18 protein-coding genes are annotated in these 18,620 nt (G+C 72.2%); 8 read left to right on the forward strand and 10 right to left on the reverse strand.

Annotated elements, in window-relative coordinates:
* Positions 1 to 107: 107 nt before the first annotated feature.
* From DEJ35_RS06505 to nagA, 4 genes are all read left to right on the forward strand, one after another.
* Complete coding sequence (locus tag DEJ35_RS06505) at positions 108 to 1,493, forward strand: MFS transporter (protein ID WP_220036877.1); 1,386 nt, start codon at positions 108 to 110, stop codon at positions 1,491 to 1,493.
* 81 nt (positions 1,494 to 1,574) lie between these two features.
* Positions 1,575 to 2,435 (forward strand): formyltetrahydrofolate deformylase, encoded by an 861-nt coding sequence (gene purU, locus DEJ35_RS06510; RefSeq protein ID WP_111192308.1) that lies wholly within the window; start codon positions 1,575 to 1,577, stop codon positions 2,433 to 2,435.
* Between the two features lie 8 nt (positions 2,436 to 2,443).
* The gene (locus DEJ35_RS06515; RefSeq protein WP_111124326.1) at positions 2,444 to 2,851 is read left to right on the forward strand and encodes a YrdB family protein; all 408 of its coding nucleotides are present in this window, start codon (positions 2,444 to 2,446) and stop codon (positions 2,849 to 2,851) included.
* Positions 2,848 to 4,014 (forward strand): N-acetylglucosamine-6-phosphate deacetylase, encoded by a 1,167-nt coding sequence (gene nagA / locus DEJ35_RS06520; RefSeq protein ID WP_111192311.1) that lies wholly within the window; start codon positions 2,848 to 2,850, stop codon positions 4,012 to 4,014. Before DEJ35_RS06515 ends, nagA begins: the two co-directional genes overlap by 4 nt.
* A 16-nt stretch (positions 4,015 to 4,030) precedes the next feature.
* On the opposite strand, the gene DEJ35_RS06525 is transcribed toward nagA, so the two are convergent.
* Both DEJ35_RS06525 and DEJ35_RS06530 read right to left on the reverse strand, forming a co-directional pair.
* Complete coding sequence (locus tag DEJ35_RS06525) at positions 4,031 to 6,478, reverse strand: GH92 family glycosyl hydrolase (RefSeq protein ID WP_111192313.1); 2,448 nt, start codon at positions 6,476 to 6,478, stop codon at positions 4,031 to 4,033.
* A gap of 101 nt (positions 6,479 to 6,579) precedes the next feature.
* Positions 6,580 to 7,470, reverse strand: a complete 891-nt coding sequence (locus DEJ35_RS06530) for an SDR family NAD(P)-dependent oxidoreductase (RefSeq protein WP_110861857.1) — start codon at positions 7,468 to 7,470, stop codon at positions 6,580 to 6,582.
* Positions 7,471 to 7,547: 77 nt separating this feature from the next.
* On the opposite strand from DEJ35_RS06530, the gene DEJ35_RS06535 reads away from it, so the two are divergent.
* A complete protein-coding gene (locus DEJ35_RS06535) occupies positions 7,548 to 8,120 on the forward strand; it encodes a TetR/AcrR family transcriptional regulator (protein WP_110861860.1) in 573 nt (190 codons plus the stop codon).
* A 44-nt stretch (positions 8,121 to 8,164) separates the two neighbouring features.
* On the forward strand, positions 8,165 to 9,340 hold the full coding sequence (locus DEJ35_RS06540; RefSeq protein ID WP_111192316.1) for a MalY/PatB family protein: 1,176 nt from the start codon (positions 8,165 to 8,167) through the stop codon (positions 9,338 to 9,340).
* 165 nt (positions 9,341 to 9,505) lie between these two features.
* Here DEJ35_RS06540 and nagB read toward each other — a convergent pair whose 3' ends face one another.
* Positions 9,506 to 10,291, reverse strand: a complete 786-nt coding sequence (gene nagB / locus DEJ35_RS06545) for a glucosamine-6-phosphate deaminase (protein WP_111091212.1) — start codon at positions 10,289 to 10,291, stop codon at positions 9,506 to 9,508.
* A gap of 60 nt (positions 10,292 to 10,351) precedes the next feature.
* Here nagB and DEJ35_RS06550 point away from each other — a divergent pair, with 60 nt between their 5' ends.
* Positions 10,352 to 10,831, forward strand: coding sequence for an NUDIX domain-containing protein (locus tag DEJ35_RS06550; RefSeq protein ID WP_027466654.1), 480 nt, complete (start codon positions 10,352 to 10,354; stop codon positions 10,829 to 10,831).
* Positions 10,832 to 10,964: 133 nt separating this feature from the next.
* Here DEJ35_RS06550 and DEJ35_RS06555 read toward each other — a convergent pair whose 3' ends face one another.
* From DEJ35_RS06555 to DEJ35_RS06570, 4 genes are all read right to left on the reverse strand, one after another.
* The gene (locus DEJ35_RS06555) at positions 10,965 to 12,035 is read right to left on the reverse strand and encodes an ABC transporter ATP-binding protein (protein ID WP_071245369.1); all 1,071 of its coding nucleotides are present in this window, start codon (positions 12,033 to 12,035) and stop codon (positions 10,965 to 10,967) included.
* Positions 12,032 to 12,838, reverse strand: a complete 807-nt coding sequence (locus DEJ35_RS06560; protein ID WP_258378440.1) for an ABC transporter permease — start codon at positions 12,836 to 12,838, stop codon at positions 12,032 to 12,034. Before DEJ35_RS06560 ends, DEJ35_RS06555 begins: the two co-directional genes overlap by 4 nt.
* A 95-nt stretch (positions 12,839 to 12,933) precedes the next feature.
* On the reverse strand, positions 12,934 to 13,893 hold the full coding sequence (locus DEJ35_RS06565; RefSeq protein ID WP_258370366.1) for an ABC transporter permease subunit: 960 nt from the start codon (positions 13,891 to 13,893) through the stop codon (positions 12,934 to 12,936).
* 5 nt (positions 13,894 to 13,898) lie between these two features.
* Positions 13,899 to 15,044, reverse strand: a complete 1,146-nt coding sequence (locus DEJ35_RS06570; protein ID WP_111192320.1) for an ABC transporter substrate-binding protein — start codon at positions 15,042 to 15,044, stop codon at positions 13,899 to 13,901.
* A 184-nt stretch (positions 15,045 to 15,228) separates the two neighbouring features.
* On the opposite strand from DEJ35_RS06570, the gene DEJ35_RS06575 reads away from it, so the two are divergent.
* A complete protein-coding gene (locus tag DEJ35_RS06575) occupies positions 15,229 to 15,654 on the forward strand; it encodes a YdeI/OmpD-associated family protein (RefSeq protein WP_111192322.1) in 426 nt (141 codons plus the stop codon).
* Between the two features lie 136 nt (positions 15,655 to 15,790).
* On the opposite strand, the gene DEJ35_RS06580 is transcribed toward DEJ35_RS06575, so the two are convergent.
* From DEJ35_RS06580 to DEJ35_RS06590, 3 genes are read right to left on the reverse strand one after another with little or no spacing between them, the layout of a single operon-like run.
* Positions 15,791 to 16,654, reverse strand: coding sequence for an NAD(P)H-hydrate dehydratase (locus DEJ35_RS06580; RefSeq protein WP_071245375.1), 864 nt, complete (start codon positions 16,652 to 16,654; stop codon positions 15,791 to 15,793).
* Positions 16,644 to 17,381 (reverse strand): histidine phosphatase family protein, encoded by a 738-nt coding sequence (locus DEJ35_RS06585; protein WP_111192324.1) that lies wholly within the window; start codon positions 17,379 to 17,381, stop codon positions 16,644 to 16,646. Before DEJ35_RS06585 ends, DEJ35_RS06580 begins: the two co-directional genes overlap by 11 nt.
* A 50-nt stretch (positions 17,382 to 17,431) precedes the next feature.
* Complete coding sequence (locus DEJ35_RS06590) at positions 17,432 to 18,391, reverse strand: hypothetical protein (protein ID WP_111192326.1); 960 nt, start codon at positions 18,389 to 18,391, stop codon at positions 17,432 to 17,434.
* Between the last annotated feature and the right edge of the window lie 229 nt (positions 18,392 to 18,620).

Genomic DNA, 18,620 nt, shown 5'->3' on the forward strand with positions numbered 1-18,620 from the left:
ACCCGTCGCCCAGTCCTGCAACCGGAAGAAGCGCTCTCACGTCCACCACCACCACGACCCCCGACACGACCACGGCCAGCGGCTTCGGTCCGAAGCTCCTCATCCCGGTGCTCGTCGGACCCTTGCTCAACCCGATCAACACCACGATGGTGTCGGTCGCCCTCACCCCGATCTCCCGCGACCTGGGCATCGGTGCGGCGCAGGCGATCTGGCTCGTCGCGGCCCTGTACCTGGCGAGCGCGATCGCGCAGCCCACGATGGGCAAGCTCGCCGACCGGTTCGGCCCGAAGAAGGTGTTCCTGACCGGGCTCGTCATCGTCGGGATCGCCGGGGTGGTGCCCGAGGTCCTGACCGGGTTCGGCGGTGCGGTGTTCGCCCGGGTGCTCATCGGCATCGGGACGTCGTCGGCGTACCCGGCGGCGCTCACCACGCTCCGGCAGCACTCCGCCCGGATCGGGAGGCCGACGCCGCCGCTCGTGCTCGGGGCGCTGTCGATCACGTCGCTCGTGTCCGCCGCCGCCGGCCCACCGCTCGGCGGGGCGCTCATCGCCGCGTTCGGCTGGCATGCGATCTTCCTGGTGAACGTGCCGCTCGCGGTGTTCGGCATCGTCGTGGCGACGCTCTGGCTGCCGTCCGACCGGCTGCGTCCACGTGACGACGCCGACCTGCCGGTGCTGCAGGCGCTCGACCCGCTCGGCATGGTGCTGATGACCGGGACCGTCTCGGCGCTGCTCGTCTTCCTGCTCGACCTGTCCGCCGGGCTGTGGTGGCTGCTCGCGGTGGCCGTCGTGCTGCTCGTCGCCCTGGTGGCGTGGGAGCTCCGGGCCGTGCGACCGTTCGTCGACGTGCGGCTGCTCGCCCGGAACGGTGCCCTGTCGCGCACGTACGGCCGCCTGTTCCTGACGTACCTGCTCGCCTACACGATGACCTACGGGTTCTCGCAGTGGGTGCAGGACGTCGCGGGCTACCCGAGCGACGTCGCCGGGTACATCCAGCTGCCGGCCGCGATCGTCGCCGGGGTGGCCTCGTTCGTGGTCGCACGGAAGACCGCGATCCGCGGGCCACTCGTCGTCGCCGCGCTGGTGCCGATCCTCGGCGGTGGGCTCCTGCTCTTCCTGCACACCGGGTCGCCCGTCGTCCTGCTCGCCCTGACCCCGGCACTGTTCGGGGTGCCGCAGGCCCTGGCATCGGTGTCGAACCAGGCGGCGCTGTACCGCCTCGTCCCGGCGGAGTACATTGGCACCGCGGCCGGGCTGTCCCGCACCGCGGTGTACATCGGGGCGATCGCGGCGTCCTCGCTCATCGGCGGTGTGTTCGGCCAGGCCCCGACGACGCCGGACCTGCACGTGCTGGCGTGGGTGATCCTCGGCGTCGCGGTGCTCCTGACGGTGCTGACCCTGGCCGACCGTCGCCTGCGGGACGCCGACGCGCCGGCCCCTGCGCCAGCACCCGCGCGCGCCCCTGCGTCCGCCCCTGCGTCTGACGCTTCGTGAGCAGGAACGGTCGAGTCGCCGCTGCCCACTCGACCGTTCCTGCTCACGAAGCACGTCCCCCGCGGCCGGTACCCTGATCCGGTGACCGACCCGACCCCCACACACTGGACCCTGACGCTCGTCTGCGACGACCAGCCCGGGATCGTGCACGCCGTCTCCGGAGCGATCGTCGCCGCCCAGGGCAACATCACCGAGTCGCAGCAGTTCTCCAGCGCCGACACGAACACGTTCTTCATGCGCCTGCAGGTGATGGCGCCGGTGGACCGCGCCGCCTTCGAGGCAGCGCTCGCCCCCGTCGCCGCCCGCTACGACGCCCGCGTCCAGCTCGACGTCGTCGGTCGTCCGCTGCGCACCCTCGTGCTGGTGTCGAAGGCGGGCCACTGCCTGAACGACCTGCTCTACCGGCAGCGCGGCGGACAGCTGCCGATCGAGGTCCCCCTCGTCCTGTCGAACCACGCGGACCTGTCCGAGCTCGCCGCGTTCTACTCCGTGCCGTTCGAGCACCGCCCGGTCACCGACGCCGAGTCGAAGGAGCAGATGGAGCGACGCGTGCTGCAGGCGGTGGAGGAGCACGACATCGAGCTCGTCGTCCTCGCCCGCTACATGCAGATCCTGTCACCCGGGCTCTGCGCCGCGCTCGAGGGCCGTGCCGTGAACATCCACCACTCGTTCCTGCCCGGCTTCAAGGGCGCGAACCCGTACCGGCAAGCGCACGCACGCGGGGTCAAGCTCATCGGTGCGACCGCGCACTTCGTGACGAGTGACCTCGACGAGGGCCCGATCATCGAGCAGAACGTCGTCCGCGTCGACCACACCAAGGAACCAGCCGAGCTGGTGTCCATCGGGCAGGACGAGGAGTCCCGCACGCTCACCCAGGCGGTGCGCTGGATCGCGGAGGACCGCGTCCTGCTCGACGGCGCCCGCACCATCATCTTCAAGTAGGCAGCACCATGACCAACGCCCCGCAGTCCCCCGTCGACTGGGAATCGGTTCCCGACCCGGCCGCCGTCCGGCAGCCGCGACGACGGTTCGAGGCCTGGATGGTCCTGCGGATCGCCGTAATGGTGTTCGGCCTGCTGTCCCTGGCCTTCTGGGGCTACTGGTCGTGGCAGCTCCCGCTCCCCGGCTACCTGTTCATGGTCGGCGCCCCGCTGTTCGCCGCGGTCGTCTGGTACTTCTTCCGGTCGCCGCGGTCCCCGATCGAGACCGACATCGTCGGCAAGACCATCGTCGAGGTCGCCCTGGTCGTCGCCGCAGGCGCGACCTGGATCTCCATCGGCCGCCCGGTCGTCGGGATCGTCTTCATCGTGATCGCCGCTCTGAGCGGCGTGATCGCGTTCCGCAAGGAGACCGCATGAGCGCCACGGGCCTCCAGACCGGCCAGGAGGCCCGGCGCACGCTGGTCCGCGCAGCCCGCGTCGTCGACGCGGCCGGCACCACGGCCGACGGCTGGGTCCTGGTCGTCGGCGACACGATCCACGCGACCGGCTCCGGCCCCGAGGCCCCCGCGGCCGACCGGGTCGTCGACCTGGGCGACGGGGTCCTGACGCCCGGCTTCGTGGACCTGCACGGGCACGGTGGGGCGACCGAGGCGTACGAGGACGACTCGTTCGACCGTTCGCTCGTGATGCACCGTTCGCACGGCACGACCCGCTCCGTCCTGTCGCTCGTCGCGAACCCGGTGCCCGCCCTCGCGGCGTCGCTGGCGCGCGTCCGCGCCGTGATGGCGACCGACCCGCTCGTGCTCGGTGTGCACCTGGAGGGACCGTTCCTGTCCCCGCACAACAAGGGTGCGCACAACGAGTCGTTCCTGATCGACCCGACACCCGCCGCGGTCGACGCGCTGCTCGGAGCGGGCGAGGGCGTCCTCCGCCAGGTCACGATCGCGCCCGAGCTGTCCGGAGCCCTCGACGCCGTCCGTCGGTTCGTCGAGGCCGGCGTCACGGTCGCCGTCGGCCACACCGTCGGCACGTACGACCAGGCCCGGGCAGCCTTCGACGCCGGGGCGACGATCCTGACCCACGCCTGCAACGCGATGCCCGGGCTGCACCACCGCGCACCGGGGCCGATCGGCGCCGCAGTGGCGGACGACCGCGTGACGCTCGAGCTCATCCTGGACGCCGTGCACGTGCACCCGGTCGTGGCGGACACGCTCTTCCGGGCGACGCCGGGTCGTGTGGCGCTGATCACCGATGCGATGGGTGCCGCCGGCGCTGCGGACGGCTCGTACCGGCTCGGGTCGCTCGACGTCACGGTGACCGACGGGGTCGCGCACGTCGCGGGGACCGAGACCATCGCGGGGTCGACGCTGACGCAGGACGTGGCGCTCCGCAACGCGGTCTCGCTCGCCGGGCGGACCCTGCCCGAGGCGGTGGCGGCGCTGACGAGCGTGCCGGCCGCGGCGCTCGGGCTCGGCGACCGCCTGGGTCGGCTGGCGCCGGGGTTCGCCGCGGACCTCGTGGCGCTGTCGCCGTCGCTCGAGGTGCAGCGCGTCTGGGGCGGCGGGCGCGAGCTGCGCTGAGGCGCGCAGCGTGTGTTCACCGGTCGATCGGCCGCCCCCGCACTCCCGATGCCCACGTCGTGTCCGCCGTGTCCCCGACCCGGAGCGACAGCGTGCCGCCCCGCGTCACGAACGACGCCGGTACCCATGACTGCTCGAGGGTCCGCCCGTTCAACCGGGCTCCCTGCACGTACGGCTCGGTCCCCGAGGACCGGATGACGATCCGCTCGCCGCTTGCGCGCCGGATGTCGACCGTGCTGAACGTCGGGCTGCCGATGAGCATCTCCGCTCGCCCGGGCGTCTGCGGGAACAGGCCGATCGAGGCGAAGACGTACCAGGCGCTCATCGTGCCGAGGTCGTCGTTGCCCGGCAGGCCGCCGGGGCCGGTCGAGTAGGCGTCGTCCACGACCTGCCGCACGGTCTCCTGCGTCTTCCAGGGCTTGCCGAGGGCGTTGTACATCCACGGCGTGTGGATGTCGGGCTCGTTCGTCGGGTCGAACTTCGTCGCGTCGCCGCCCGTGACGGCCCAGTTGCCCGAGGCGTCGTGGAAGAAGTCGTCGAGCCGTGCGACCGCGGCGTCGTCACCGCCGAGCGCGCTCGACAGTCCCTGCACGTCCTGCGGCACGAGCCAGGTGTACTGCGCGCTCGTGCCCTGCGCGAACCCGGTCCCCGTCGACGGCGACCAGCCCGGCGTCCACGAGCCGTCGGCCTGCCGCGCGGCCTGGTACCCGACGGCGGCGTTGAAGGTGTTCTTCCAGTAGGTCCCCCGCTCGGCGAACATCCGGGCGTCGGAGCGGAGCCCCATCGCCCCCGCCCAGTACCCGAGCGCACTGTCCGAGATCGAGTCCTCGAGGGTCTCGGCCGCACCACCCCAGCAGGAGCAGTCGTCGTTCGCCGCGTACTGCCGCTCCAGGTACTCGTCGAGTGCGGGGCGCTGCGCCAGGCACTGCCCCGGGCACCCGATGTCGCTCTCGGCGTCCGCGTTCTCGACCGTCGCCTGGCGTTTGAGCGAGGCGTAGGCGGCCCGGACGTCGAAGTTCCGGACCCCCATGGCGTACCAGGTGGCGAGCGTCGCGGCCGAGGGGTCGCCGGTCATCACGTGCGTCGGTGCACCGAGGTGCAGCCACCGGTCCCACACGCCGCCGTTCTGCTCGGCGAACCGGAGCATCGACTGCGCCATGTCCCCGGCGACGTCCGGCCGAAGCAGTGCGAGCAGCTGGATCTGCGCCCGGTACTGGTCCCACCCGGAGTACGTGCCGTAGACGGCCCGGTGTCCGCGGTCCATCCGGTGCACCCGCAGGTCCGGGCCGAGGTAGCGCCCGTCGCGGTCGTTCAGCGTGTTCGGCTGCATGAGTGCGTGGTAGACCGACGTGTACAGCTGGGTGGTCCGGTCCGCCGTGCCACCGCCGACGCGCAGGCGGGACAGTTCACGGTTCCAGGAGGCCCGTGTGCCGGCCGCCACGCTGGCGACGGTCGATCGCTTGGTCACCTCGCCGTCACGGTTGGCGACCGCTCCGGCCGCGCTCACGTACGAGATGCCGATCTTCGCCTGCACCGTCGCTCCGCGACGCGCGTCGAACCCGACCCACGCGCCGGAGCCGCGACCGGCGCGATCGGCGCCGGTCAGGTAACCCTCCCCACCGGAGGAGGACGTGCCTCCAGGCTGGACCGTGCCGTCCTTCCAGGTACCGGTGCTCGCGAACGCCGTGTCGAAGGTCGCGGTGAAGTAGAGGCGGTAGTAGCTGCGGCGGTCCGGGTTGGTGGCGCCGCCGCCGTTCGCACGGCGGCTGCAGAAGCCACCCGTCAGGACGCTGCCGCTGACCGTGCGGGTGCGGGGGTCGACGCTGGTGATCGCGGCCTCGCTGCCGTTGATCGAGTTCGAGGTCCGGAACAGCAGGTTCGCGTCCTTGCCGGCCGGGAACGTGAACGCGCCGACGCCGGCACGCGTGGTGACGGCGAGGTCGGTGCGGACGCCGTTGTCGAGCGTGACGCCGTAGCGGCCGGGGCTCGCGGACTCCTGGTCGTGGGAGTACCCGGCGGCGTAGACGGCGTCCTTCGCGTCGGCCGACGGCGAGGTCGTGACCGGGGTCGTGACCGGCATGATCGGCACGTCCCCGGCAGCACCCGGAGCACACCCGGCCCCGTTGAGGTGCGTCAGGCTGAAGCCGCGCAGCCGGTTCACGTCGTACGAGTAGCCGTTCGCTACCGGGGTCGAGGTCTGATCGCCCGCGGTACCGGTGGGACTCCACTGCACCATGCCGAACGGCGCGGTGGCCCCTGGCCAGGTGTTGCCGTTGTTGCTCGTGCCGATGAAGGGGTCGACGTACCGAGCCGGATCGGTCACGGTCGGTCCGGCCTGCGTCGACGGCGAGGCCACCGCCGGCGCGGCGACGATCCCCGTGCCCAGCAGTGCGGCGATCGTGGCCACCGCGGCGAGCGGGAGCGGACGGACGAGCGGGCGACGGTGCACGCGAGATCGGTTCATGTTCGTGACGCTAGCCCCCTCGGACGGGGGACGCCGCTTTCGTCACCGAGCGCTCTCCCGCTGTTCACGTCGGGTTCGGCGACGGGCGCGGCCCCGCCCGGTCAGACGACGGTGCGCGCTGCGACCTCGTCGACGAAGGTGCGGACCCGCTGCCGGAACCCCGGGTCGGCGGCTGCCCCGCGGACGGGGACGACGTGCATCCGCCGATCACCCCGACGTAGCGCCGGCCCGACGAACACCCCCTCGGCGACAGTCGGCGCGGTGGCCGACCAGAGCGTCGAGCGAGCGCCGTCCTCCGCGGTCCGGGCCATGCTGCGGGCGACCAGGCCGCCGAGGCGCTGCGTGAGGGTCTCGGCCTGGTCGTTCATCCCCGTCGCCGCGATGCCGGGGTGTGCGATGACCGAGCGGACCTCGGAGCCGGCCGCGCGGAGCCGCTCACCGAGGTCGACCGCGAGCGCCGCCGCCGCCGTCTTCGAATCGGTGTACACGGCGAACTGGGAGTAGTCGCTCGGATCGTCGACCCCGCCCGGTGCAGGCACGCGGCGGGTGCGCTGCGACAGGTTCGACCCGACGAGCACGACCCGGGGTGACGGTCCGCCGAGCACCGGGAGCACCGCGTCGGCGAGCACGGCCGGCCCGACGACGTTGGTGGCCCAGGTGCGTTCGATGCCCTCGTCGGTCAGCGCGAACGCGCCCAGCGTGGCGCCGGCGTTGTTGACGAGCGTGTCCACGACGATGCCGTCCGCGGCGAGCTGCCGGGCGAACGCCGTGACCGAGGCGACCGACGCCGTGTCGACGAGCCGCGCCTCCAGACCGGCGGGCAGGACGCGAGCCGCCTTGTCCGGGTTGCGGACCGCCGCGATGACGCGCGCTCCGGCGGCGGCCATTCGGGTCGCGACCACCAGACCGAGTCCGCCGGTCGCACCGGTGACCACGACCGTCCGCCCGTGCTGGTCGGCCATCTGTCCGGGCTCCCACGTGAAGGGTTCCATCGTCGTCTCCTGTCCGCGCTCCGTGTCGAATCGGATGATCCATCCGGAACGCTAGCACAAGCGGATAGAGTGTCCGTATGACGATCGTGATGGCCCGTCCCGAAGCGCTGCGTTCCGATGCGCAGCGCAACCGGACCGCGCTGCTCGACGTCGCCCGGTCGTTCCTCGAGCACGGCGAGCAGCCGCTCCTCAACGCCGTCGCGCACGAGGCCGGTGTGGGGGTCGGGACCGCCTACCGGCACTTCCCGTCGCAGCAGCACCTGCTCGAGGCGCTCGCGATCGACGCGCTCGAGGACATGCTCGACCTCGTCCGTGTCGCCGTCGCACTACCCGGCACAGTGGACGCGCTCCGGGGGGTCGTGACGGCTGCGTTCCGGAGCATGGTCGACGATGCCGCCCTCGGCGACCTGCTGACAAACGGCGGGTTCTCGTGCGCCGACACCGCGGCGCTCGCCGGAGACCTGGTCGTGTCCGTCGACGCGCTGCTCGCTCGGGCACGGGCCGAGGGGCTCGTGCGTGCCGACGTCGACGCCGACGACCTGCGACGGCTGCTGTGCGGGATGCGGGCGGCCGCCGTGGCGGGTGGCTCCCGGGTGCACGACCCCGAGCGCTACGTCGAGGTGCTGCTGGCGGGGCTCCGCCCGGCCTGACCACCGCCCTCGCGCCCGGCGTGGCTCGCTGTCAGGATGGGCGCATGAGCGTCATGGTGTCCGTCTTCGATGCGTACCGGTCCCGCACGAGCGAGAAGTACACGGCCTTCCCGCCGGACGTGCTCCCCATGTTCGTCGCCGAGATGGACAGCATGCTCGCCGAGCCGATCCGCGACGCCCTGGTCACCGCGGTGACGAACGGCGACACCGGGTACGTCGGGCACGGGCGGGCCCTGCCCGAGGCGTTCGCCGACTTCGCCGAGAGCCGCTGGGCGTGGCGGGTCGACCCCGATCTGGTCCGCACCACCACGGACGTGTCGGTCGCTGCGGTCGAGGTGCTGCGCCGGGTCATCGAGCCGGGTGACCAGGTGGTCGTCATGCCACCCGTGTACCCGCCGTTCTGGGAGTACGTGTCCGAGGCCGGCGGTACCGTCACCGAGGTCCCGCTGCTCGCACCAGCCGGTCCCGCCGACCCTTTCGACACCACGGCCGGCTGGCGGATGGACCTGGACGGCCTCGCGCAGGCGTTCGCCGACGGAGCCCGCACGGTGCTGCTCTGCAACCCGCACAACCCCCTGGGCCTGGTGCACGACCGCGCATCGATCGTCGCACTCGCCCAGCTCGCCGCCGAGTGGGACGCCGTCGTGGTGTCGGACGAGATCCACGCGCCGCTCGTGCACGCCGACGCGGTGTTCACCCCGTTCCTGGAGTCCTGCCCCGAGGCCGCATCGCTCGGCGTCGCCCTGACGAGTGCGAGCAAGGCCTGGAACCTCGCCGGCACGAAGTGCGCGATGATGATCGGCGCCTCGGAGCGGGCCCGCGGCTGGTTCGACGGCCTGCCGACCGAGGTCGTCGAGCGCACCGGCATCCTCGGCTACACCGCGAGCGTCGCGGCCTTCAGCGAGGGCGGGCCGTGGCTGGCATCACTGCTCACCGAGCTCGCCGCGAACCGGCGCACCCTGGCCGAGCGCATCGGCGGCGTGCTGCCCGGCGCCGAGTACCGGCAGCCGCAGGCGTCGTACCTGGCGTGGCTCGACCTGCGGGCGCTGCCGTGGGGCGACGACCCCGCGGCGGAGCTCGTCGACCGGGCGAAGGTGGCGCTCGGCTCCGGGCCGGCGTTCGGACGGCAGGGCCGGGGCTTCGCGCGGCTGAACTTCGGGTGCTCGGCGGAGACCCTCGACGAGGGGCTCAGCCGCCTCGCCGCAGCCGTGCACGCCTGAACACCGGACCTTGCCGGAAGACGCCGGCGTGCGCGTGCGACGCCCTGCAACCACTGACACGCCCCCGAATTCGGCGGCGTGTCAGTGCTCGGGCGGCGTCTGACCAAGACGCCGGCGTCTGACCGCACCAAGACGGCGGCGTCTGAGCAAGACGCCGGCGGCGGCCTACTCGAACCGCTGCCAGGCCGGCTTGTTCGCGTACGTGTAGCGGTAGTAGTCGGCGAGCTGCAGGCCGGCGGCGGCTTCCTCGTCGACGACGACGGTCGCGTGCTCGTGCAGCTGCAGGGCCGAGCCGGGCACGAAGGAGCTGAGCGGCCCCTCGACCGCAGCGGCGACGGCCGCCGCCTTCGTCGGGCCCTGGGCGACGAGGACGAGCTCGCGGGCCTCGAGGATGGTGCCGAGCCCCTGCGTCATGCAGTGCGTCGGGACCTGCTCGGGCGAGTCGAAGAAGCGCGCGTTGGCGTCACGGGTCGACGGTGCGAGGGTCTTGATGCGGGTGCGCGAGGCGAACGACGAGGTCGGCTCGTTGAACCCGATGTGGCCGTTGGCCCCGATGCCGAGGATCTGCACGTCGATCCCACCGGCGGCACGGATCGCGGCGTCGTACTCCTTGGCCGCGAACTCCAGGTCGGCGGCACGGCCGTCCGGCACCCGCACGCGCGACGCGTCGAAGCCGAGGGGCGCCACGACGTCGCGGGCGATCACGGCCGCGTAGGACTCGGGGTGCTCGAGCGGGATGCCGACGTACTCGTCGAGGGCGAACCCACGGGCCTCGGCGAACGAGATCTCGCCCGCCTGCACCCGGCGCTGCAGGTCCGTGTAGATGCCCTGCGGGCTGGATCCGGTGGCGAGACCGATGACGGCGGACGGCTTCTTGGCGACGACGGACGCGATCTTGGCCGCGGCGACGCGACCGACCTCGTCCGGCGTGGGCAGGATGATGATCTCCACCCACCCAGCCTACTGGTCATGACCAGTCTGCGACAGGGGTCGTGTGGGTAGCGTGGATGCATGCCCACCCCCGACTTCGTCCTGTCCCTGCGCGAGAAGATCGGCACGGCGCCGCTCTGGCTGTCGGGCGTGAGCGCGATCGTGACGCGCGGCTCCGGCGCCGAGCGCGAACTGCTCGTGGTGCGACGGGCCGACACGGGCGCCTACACGCCGGTCACCGGGATCGTCGACCCGGGCGAGGAACCCGCCGTCGCCGCCGAACGCGAGGTCCTCGAGGAAGCCGACGTCGTCGCCGTCGCCGAACGCCTTGCCTGGGTGCAGGTGCTGCCCGAGATGACCTACCCGAACGGCGACCGGTCGCAGTACCTCGACCTGGTCTTCGCCTGCCGGTACGTCTCCGGGACGCCGAACCCCGCCGACGGCGAGAACACCGAGGCGTTCTGGGCTCGGCTCGACGCACTGCCCGACATGTCGGAGAACATGCGGGCACGCGTCGAGGCCGGGCTGGCGGACGAGCGCGAGGCGCGCTTCCAGCGCTGACCCCACCGGTCTGGAGGCGCGGTGCCAGGCCGCCACGAGCCTCCCGTCCGTGTCCCCTGACGTTTCGGGCGCAGCGACAGTCCACGCGTCTGGTCGCGCGTGGACTGTCGCTCAGCGCGAGGATTCGTCGCGACTACGCGAGCGGCGCGACCGCCACAGGTGCGCCGAGCAGGCGCACGGCGACGGGGTCGCCGGTGGCCCGGCGGTCGCCGACCTCGTGCTGGACGGTCACGACGGTGTCGTCGTCCAGGCGGACGGTGGTGCGGCGGATCGACCCGAGGAAGCTCGAGGTGACGACGGTGCCGGTGATGCCCTCGGGGGCGAAGGCGATGTCCTCCGGCCGGACGTAGGCGAGCACCGGGCCGTCCGGAGCCGAGGAGTCGAGGGCAGGCACCCGGAACCCGTACACGAAGACGTCACCCCCGCGCAGGTCGCCCTGCAGCCGGTTCGACTGACCGACGAAGTCCGCGGTGAAGGCCGACGACGGGGTGCGGTAGAGCTCCTCGGGCGTGCCGATCTGCTCGATGTCGCCCGCCTGCATCACGGCGATCCGATCGGAGACGGCGAGCGCTTCCTCTTGGTCGTGGGTGACGAACACCGTGGTGATACCGAGGTCGCTCTGGATGCGGCGGATCTCGTCGCGCAGCGAGACCCGGACCTTCGCGTCCAGGGCCGACAGCGGCTCGTCGAGCAGGAGCACCCGGGGGCGGGTGACCAGGGCACGTGCCAGGGCGACGCGCTGCTGCTGCCCACCGGAGAGCTGGTGCGGGTAGCGCTCGGCGAACTCGCCGAGGTGGACCATGTCGAGGGCCTCGACCACGCGGCTCCTGCGCTCGGCGGCGGGGACCCGGCGCATCTCGAGGCCGAAGGCGACGTTCTGCCGGACCGTCATGTGCGGGAACAGCGAGTACTGCTGGAACACCATGCCGATGTCGCGCTTGTTGACCGGGGTGTCGGCGACGTCCTGTCCGTCGATGCGGATCGAACCGGCGTCGATCGCCTCGAGGCCCGCGAGCGCGCGGAGCGCCGTCGTCTTGCCGCAGCCGGACGGGCCGAGCAGCGAGACGAACTCCCCCGGCTCGACACGGAGGGACAGTCCCGCGAGCGCCCGGTGTGCGCCGTAGTGCTTCTCGACGGCGTGGAGTTCGACGACGGCACCGGTGGTGGCGAGGGACGCCGGGGCTGCCGGAGCGGTGACGGTCATGCGGACTCCTGGTTGCGGGGACGACGGGTGGTGCGGGTGCGGCGGACTCGGCCCGTGCGACGGGTCCCGATGCGGCCGATGAGGACGAGCAGCACGAAGCCGAACACGAGCGCGGCGACCGAGAAGATCGCGGCGACGTACGGGTCGGTCCCCTGCACGAGCACGAGCCCGGTCTGGAACGTGCTGCGGGAGAGGAACGCGGCGAGGGTGTACTCACCGAGGACGACGGTGATCGTGAGGAAGCACGCGGCGGTGATGCCCCGGCGCAGGTTCGGCAGGAGCACACGCCAGGTGACGGTCCACCACGAGGCACCGAGCGAGCGGGCCGCCTCGGACAGGACGATCAGGTCCATCGCGGTGATGGCGGCGGCGATCGGGCGGAACGCGAACGGCAGCGTGACGATGCCGATCGCGAACGCCAGCGTCCACGCGCCGGAGCCGAAGACCTGCGAGACCACCTGGTACACGGGGATGAACCCGACGACGAGCACCACGACCGGCACGGTGATCGGCACGATGCAGACGAACTCCAGGATGCGTCGGAGCCTCGGGTAGCGGAGCGCGGTGATGATCTGGGCGGGCAGCAGCACGAGCAGCACGATCCCGACGGTGATCACGGCGATGAGCAGTGACGCCCCGAGCCCGTCGAACACGGGCTGGTAGGTGAACGCGTTGGCCGGGTCGCCGATCGCCGCCCAGTGCGCGAAGGTCAGGCCGCCGTCGGTGCCCTGCCGGAACGTGAACTGCAGCAGGGCGACCAGCGGGACGGCGAACAGCAGCCCGATCACGGTGAGCACGGTCACGGCCGCACCACGGGACGGCGCCGTGCCGAAGCGGCGGACGCGGGACGGGCCTCCGAGCCGAACAGGCTGCGCCGGGCGGACCGGGGCCGCCGCGCTCATCGCTGCCACCTGGCGGCTCGGCGCTGCAGCAGCGAGTAGGCGCCCATCACGACCGCCATCACGAGGACCATGCCGAACGCGAGCACCCCGGCGACGTTCTGCAGGCCGACGAGCGTCTCGCTGGTGAGCTGCGTGCGGATCGTGAGCGGCACGATGCCGCCCTGCGAGATGAGGGCCGCAGCGGTGGCGAACGACGAGAAGCCGTTCGCGAAGAGCAGCAGGAGCGACCCCCAGAACGCCGGCGCCAGGACCGGCAACGCGATCCGGCGCCAGTACGTCAGGCGCGAGGCGCCGAGGGTCGCGGCGGCCTCGCCCCACTGGACCTTGACGCCCTCGAGTGCGGGCATGAACGTGAGGACCATGAGCGGCACCTGGAAGTAGACGTAGGGGATCACGAGCCCGGGCACGGTGTACAGGAAGGCGCCGTCCGCGTTGAGGTCGACGTGGAAGACCGTGACCAACCACGTCGTGACGAGTCCCTGCACACCGATCGTGGCGATGAACGCGAACGCGAGCATGACGCCGCCGAACTGGGCGAGGACGCTCGCCGCCGAGTCGATCATCGACCGGACCAGCCCGTCCGGCCGCAGTGCCGAGAGCGCCCAGCAGACGACCGCGCCGAGCACGGCACCGATGACCGCGGAGGCGGCGGACAGGCCGAACGACCCGCCGAACGCCCGCAGCACGGACGGGTCGGCGAAGGCCGCGAGGTTCGCGAACGTGAACGCTCCGGAGCCGTCGAAGAAGCCACTGCCGATCGCGATCACGGCGGGGACGGCGAGGAACAGCAGGACGTAGGCGGCGAAGGGCGTCAGCCCCAGCCAGGCGAGGCCGACGCGACGCCGGACACGGGGTCCGGCGCCGCGACGGACGGCATCGGCGGGCGCGGGCGCGGACGCCGGGCGCACGGTGCTCGGAGCGCTCGCCGCGGGCGCGTCTGCCGATGCGGTGGTCATGCTGCTCAGGACCCCATCGTCGAGGACCACTTGGCCTTGAGCACCTTCGCGGCGTCGGCGACCTGCGCGTCGGTCAGCTCGACGTAGTCCTTCGGCGCGCCACCGGCGGCGTCGAGGGCGTCCTGGTCGACCTGGCCGGACTTCTCCATCGCCGACAGGGTGGCGGGGAAGGCGCCGGCCTGCAGGTACAGGTTCTGGGCCTCCGGGCTGGCGATGTACTCCTGCCACAGGCGCGCGGCCGCGGGGTGCGGAGCGTCCTTGGTGATGGCCTGCGAGTAGTACGAGCCGAGCGCCTGCCCATCGGGGACGACGGTCTTCCAGTCCTTGTTGCCCGATCCACCGGCGGCGGGGCCCCAGGCCAGGTTGTTGTAGGACCACTGGATGACGACCGGGGTCTCACCCGAGGCGACCGTGGCCTGCGTCGGCAGCACGTTCTGGAAGTTGCCGGCCTTCTTGAGGTCGCCGAAGTAGTCGACGCCCTTCGTGATGTCGTCGGCCGAGCCGCCGTTCTCGAGCGCCGCCAGGTACACGGCCGAGGCGGCCTGGTTGGCCTGCGTCGGATCACCCGCGATCGAGACCTTGCCCTTGTACTCGCTGCCGAGCAGGTCCTGCAGGTCCTTCGGGGCGTCGGAGATCTTCGACGAGTCGTACCCGATCGACATCAGGCCGGTGTAGTCACGCGTCCACGCGCCGTCCTTCTCCTTCAGGTCGGTGGGGATGTCGTCCCAGTTCGCGACCTTGTAGTCGGCGAGCAGGTCGAGGTTCTCCTGCAGCACCGCGTTGCCGAGGTCGAGCACGTCGGGCGCGGTGGACTGGCCCTTCTGCGACTTCACGGCGGCGACCTCGTCGGCACTCGAGCCGTTCGGGTTCGCGGAGTTGATCTTGATGCCGTACTTCTTCGTGAAGCCGTCGATGATCTTGCCGTAGTTGGCCCACGACGGCGGCAGCGCGATGACGTTCAGCTGGCCCTCGGCCTTGGCTGCCTTGACGAGGGCGTCCATGCCGCCGGCGGTCTCGGCGCTGGTGGCGGTCTTCCAGTCGGCGTCGCCGTCGGAGCCGGCGGTCGCGGAGCTCGTCGCCGAGCATCCGGCGAGGGTGACGATCGCTGCGGCGGCCAGGGCGATGCCGGCCAGGGTGCGCTTGTGCTGCACGGGTGGGCCTTTCGGGTGGGGGAAGGTGCTGAGGTGACCGGGGGTCCGGGTTCTGGTCGATCGTGGACGCGGCCGGTTTCCGGCCCGTGCTCCCGTGGTGAACGGCGGCGGAACAGCGGGTGCGGCTGTACGATTTGCTCGTTCTGGGCGCATGGTCGCGCCCACATCAGGCCTGGAGGCACGGATGCGGTTCACGACGACGGTCCTGCAAGCACGGAAGACGGCGACCGGACTCCCCGTCCCGGAGTCCGTCATCGAGGCGCTCGGATCGGGCAAGCGCCCCGCGGTGGTCGTCACGATCAACCGGGGCTACACCTACCGCTCCACCGTCGGGGTCATGAACGAGCAGTTCCTGGTGCCGCTGTCGGCCTCGCACCGTGAGGCCGCCGGGGACACCGTCGAGGTCGCACTCGAGGTCGACACCCTGCCCCGGACCGTCGACCTGCCGGAGGACCTGGCCGCCGCGCTGCAGGAGGCCGGCGTGCGTGCGGCGTTCGACACCCTGTCGAACTCGCGGCAGCGGGCACTCGCCGACCCCGTCACGCAGGCGAAGGCCCCGGAGACCCGGGCACGGCGGATCGAGAAGGCCGTGGAGTCCCTGCGGGGGTAGTGCCGTGGGCGGGCGGCGGGCGGCCTCGTCGTTTCAGGCGTACCTGGTCGTTTCGGGCGTACCCGGTCGGAAGTTCTCGGCAGGTACGCCCGGAAGCACCAGGTATCGCGGGCGTTCTGGGAAAGAACGGGCGGGCTCAGGCCCCCAGCTCGACCAGGACCCGCGGGATCTCGGTCACGAGTTCGCTCGCCAGGTACCCGAGCGGCCCGACCTGCACCGCGAGTCGGTCGCCTGCGGCAGCGTGCACGTAGGACGCCCACGCCACGGCTTGTGCCGGATCGGCGCCGCGGGCGAGCAGGCCGGTGACCGCTCCGGACAGCACGTCCCCACTGCCGCTCGTGCCGAGACCGCCGGAGCCGGTGCCCTTGAGCCACGCCCGACCCTGCGGCGTGGCGATGGCGTCACCGAGGGCCACGACCGCGCCGAAGCGGTTCGCGATCGCCACGGCGTCGGCCACGTCGTCGTCGCTGCACTCCCGCCCGAGCAGGCGTTCGGCCTCGCCGGAGTTCGGCGTCATCACGAGCCGTCCCCGCAGCGGTTCCAGGCGGTCCCGCACGTCGGCGGCCACCCCGAGGGCGAAGGCGTCGAGCACGACGGTGGTGTGCGGACCGACGACGTCGGCGAGTCCGGCCACGAGGTCACGGGAACCGTCCGGCTCGTCGAGCCCCGGCCCGACCAGCACGGCGTCGGCACTCGATGCACTGTCGGCGATGCCCTCGATCGCACCGACGGCGATGTGTCCGTCCTGGTCCTCGTCGAGGGGTTCGACCCCGGACTCGGGCACGGCGACCGCGACCTCGTTCGCGACGCTCCGGCCGACCGCCAGGGTGAGACGACCGGCGCCGACCCGGAGTGCGGCGAGCGCGGAGAGCATCGCTGCGCCGGGGGTCCGAGCGGCGCCGCCGACGATGAGCACCTGCCCGCGGCCGTACTTGCCGGCACCGGGTTCCGGCAGTGGCCAGTCCCGCAGGAAGTTCGGGGTGACGGGTTCAGTGGACATGTTCGTCGTCCTTCCGGCCGGTGTGCTGGGTGACCTCGTCGTCGTCCAGGTGTCCGACGGAGGAGAACTCCTCGAGCACCCACGGCGATCCGGCGTCGCGACGGAGTCGGGTGAGGGAGGCGTTCGCGACGGCGTGGGTCCGGGCGAACTCCATGAGCGCCGGCTCGTCGAGGTCGAGGCACACCGCGACGACGAGCATCACGACGGCGTCGTGCGCGGCGATCACCAGGCGCTCGGCACCTTCGACCCGCTCGACGTCGCCGAGGAGCGACCGGAGCCGGAGCATCACGTCCGCCCACGACTCCCCGCCCGCAGGCCGGTGGTAGTACTTGCCGAGCCACTGCCGGCGGCGTTCCTCGTCCGGGTACCGGTTGCGGACGCCCTGCAGGGTCAGCAGATCGAGGACGCCCAGTTCGCGGTCGCGCAGCCGCTCGTCCACCCGCTTCTCGGGTTCGGCGAGGCCGGCTGCCTCGAACGCGATCGCGATGGTCTGCTGTGCACGGCGGTACGGCGACACCCACAGCGCGACGGGGACCTCGTCGATCCCGCGGTCGGCGAGCTCCTGCCCGAGGGCGCGAGACTGATCGGTGCCGAGCGGGCTGAGCGGGACGTCGGCGTCCCGGAACTCGACGTCGATGACGTCGTCGCCCGCTGCTTCGGCCCGGGCCGCTGCGACGTTCGCGACCGATTCGCCGTGACGGACGAGCCAGATCTCCTGCACTGCCATGCCGCCACGCTAGCCAGAGCGTGCTGTGCCGGTTCACCGGTGCCGAACGGTCACCCTGTGCGGCGTCGAGCGCTCCGGACCGGGCGGACCACGCACGGGAGCCCCGCCGCCCGGAGTCGCAGCGCCAGCGCATCGAGGTCGAAGAGGTCTCGCCACTCGAGCCGGATGATCGTCCGGACACCCGGCACGGTGAGCAATCGACCGTGCCGCCGCTTCTCGTCGAGGAACACCTCGGTCGGGCTCCGGCCGCCCAGGTAGCGCTCCTGGGAGTACTTGGCCCGTCCGTCGATCTCGACGATGACCCCGTGGTCCGGGAACCAGAAGTCGACTGCGGACCGACGGCCGTCCACGACGAACTCCTGCTGCAGCACCGGCTCGGGCAGCCCGAGCTCCCGGAACACGACCCGAGCGAGCGACTCGGCCGGCGACCCGGAGCGAGCGTCGGCCAGGTCGAGCACCTGCTGCGCCAGGGCTCGGGCGCGGGCCTTCGGAGGAACCGCTCGTCGGAGGTCGGTGTCGTCGAACCCACGTCGCAGCGCGGCGTCCGCGATGACGACGCCCGCCCGCAGGTCGCCGGACATCGCGATGTCGACGACGGTCCGGGTGACGGAGGTGACGGCGATCGCACCGACTGAGACCCGTTCGCCCCGGCCGACGGGTCTCGTGTGCAGGATCAGCTCGGCGCTCCTGCCCCGGTACATCGACTCCGGAACCGTCGCGTGCACCGGGACGTCCCACCCGCCGAGCGCCGGGAGCCCGTGCAGGGCCGCAGCGGACAGGTGCGACGCCGTCGCCCGGGTGCCGAGCCGACCGAGCCGCGCGAAGACTCGGGTGACGTACCGCTGACGAGGCCCGGCGGCGTCCCACGCGGCGCCGTCCACGAAGGCGTTCGGTCCGACCCGGACCAGGCGGCCGACCCCCTGCGTCCGGGTTCGGCGGCGCAGGGTGGTGGCGTCGAGGCCGGCCTCGTGCATGGCGGAGGCTCGGAGGATGGGCAGCGACTCGTTCATGCACGTGACGATGCCCGCTCAGCCACCCGCTCCTGGGGCCGATGTCGGGAACTGTGGACGGGCCTCCAGGCCTGGGCGGTTGTGGAGGGGAGACGTTCCTTCCCAGAACGCGCGCGATGCCAAGCGGGATCGGGCGTACCTGGCCGGAAGTTCCGACCAGGTACGCCCGATTCGACCAGGTACGCCCGATTCGACCAGGCCACCCGCCCCACCACGCCCACCCGCGCGC

Source organism: Curtobacterium sp. MCPF17_051 (assembly GCF_003234595.1).
Taxonomy (GTDB): domain Bacteria; phylum Actinomycetota; class Actinomycetes; order Actinomycetales; family Microbacteriaceae; genus Curtobacterium; species Curtobacterium flaccumfaciens.

Coding starts and splice junctions, on each gene's coding strand:
- DEJ35_RS06515 (WP_111124326.1), top strand. CDS start 2,444: ATGACCAACGCCCCGCAGTCCCCCGTCGACTGGGAATCGGTTCCCGAC.
- nagA (WP_111192311.1), top strand. CDS start 2,848: ATGAGCGCCACGGGCCTCCAGACCGGCCAGGAGGCCCGGCGCACGCTG.
- DEJ35_RS06525 (WP_111192313.1), bottom strand. CDS start 6,478: ATGAACCGATCTCGCGTGCACCGTCGCCCGCTCGTCCGTCCGCTCCCG.
- DEJ35_RS06530 (WP_110861857.1), bottom strand. CDS start 7,470: ATGGAACCCTTCACGTGGGAGCCCGGACAGATGGCCGACCAGCACGGG.
- DEJ35_RS06535 (WP_110861860.1), top strand. CDS start 7,548: ATGACGATCGTGATGGCCCGTCCCGAAGCGCTGCGTTCCGATGCGCAG.
- DEJ35_RS06540 (WP_111192316.1), top strand. CDS start 8,165: ATGAGCGTCATGGTGTCCGTCTTCGATGCGTACCGGTCCCGCACGAGC.
- DEJ35_RS06550 (WP_027466654.1), top strand. CDS start 10,352: ATGCCCACCCCCGACTTCGTCCTGTCCCTGCGCGAGAAGATCGGCACG.
- DEJ35_RS06555 (WP_071245369.1), bottom strand. CDS start 12,035: ATGACCGTCACCGCTCCGGCAGCCCCGGCGTCCCTCGCCACCACCGGT.
- DEJ35_RS06565 (WP_258370366.1), bottom strand. CDS start 13,893: ATGACCACCGCATCGGCAGACGCGCCCGCGGCGAGCGCTCCGAGCACC.
- DEJ35_RS06575 (WP_111192322.1), top strand. CDS start 15,229: ATGCGGTTCACGACGACGGTCCTGCAAGCACGGAAGACGGCGACCGGA.
- DEJ35_RS06580 (WP_071245375.1), bottom strand. CDS start 16,654: ATGTCCACTGAACCCGTCACCCCGAACTTCCTGCGGGACTGGCCACTG.
- DEJ35_RS06585 (WP_111192324.1), bottom strand. CDS start 17,381: ATGGCAGTGCAGGAGATCTGGCTCGTCCGTCACGGCGAATCGGTCGCG.
- DEJ35_RS06590 (WP_111192326.1), bottom strand. CDS start 18,391: ATGAACGAGTCGCTGCCCATCCTCCGAGCCTCCGCCATGCACGAGGCC.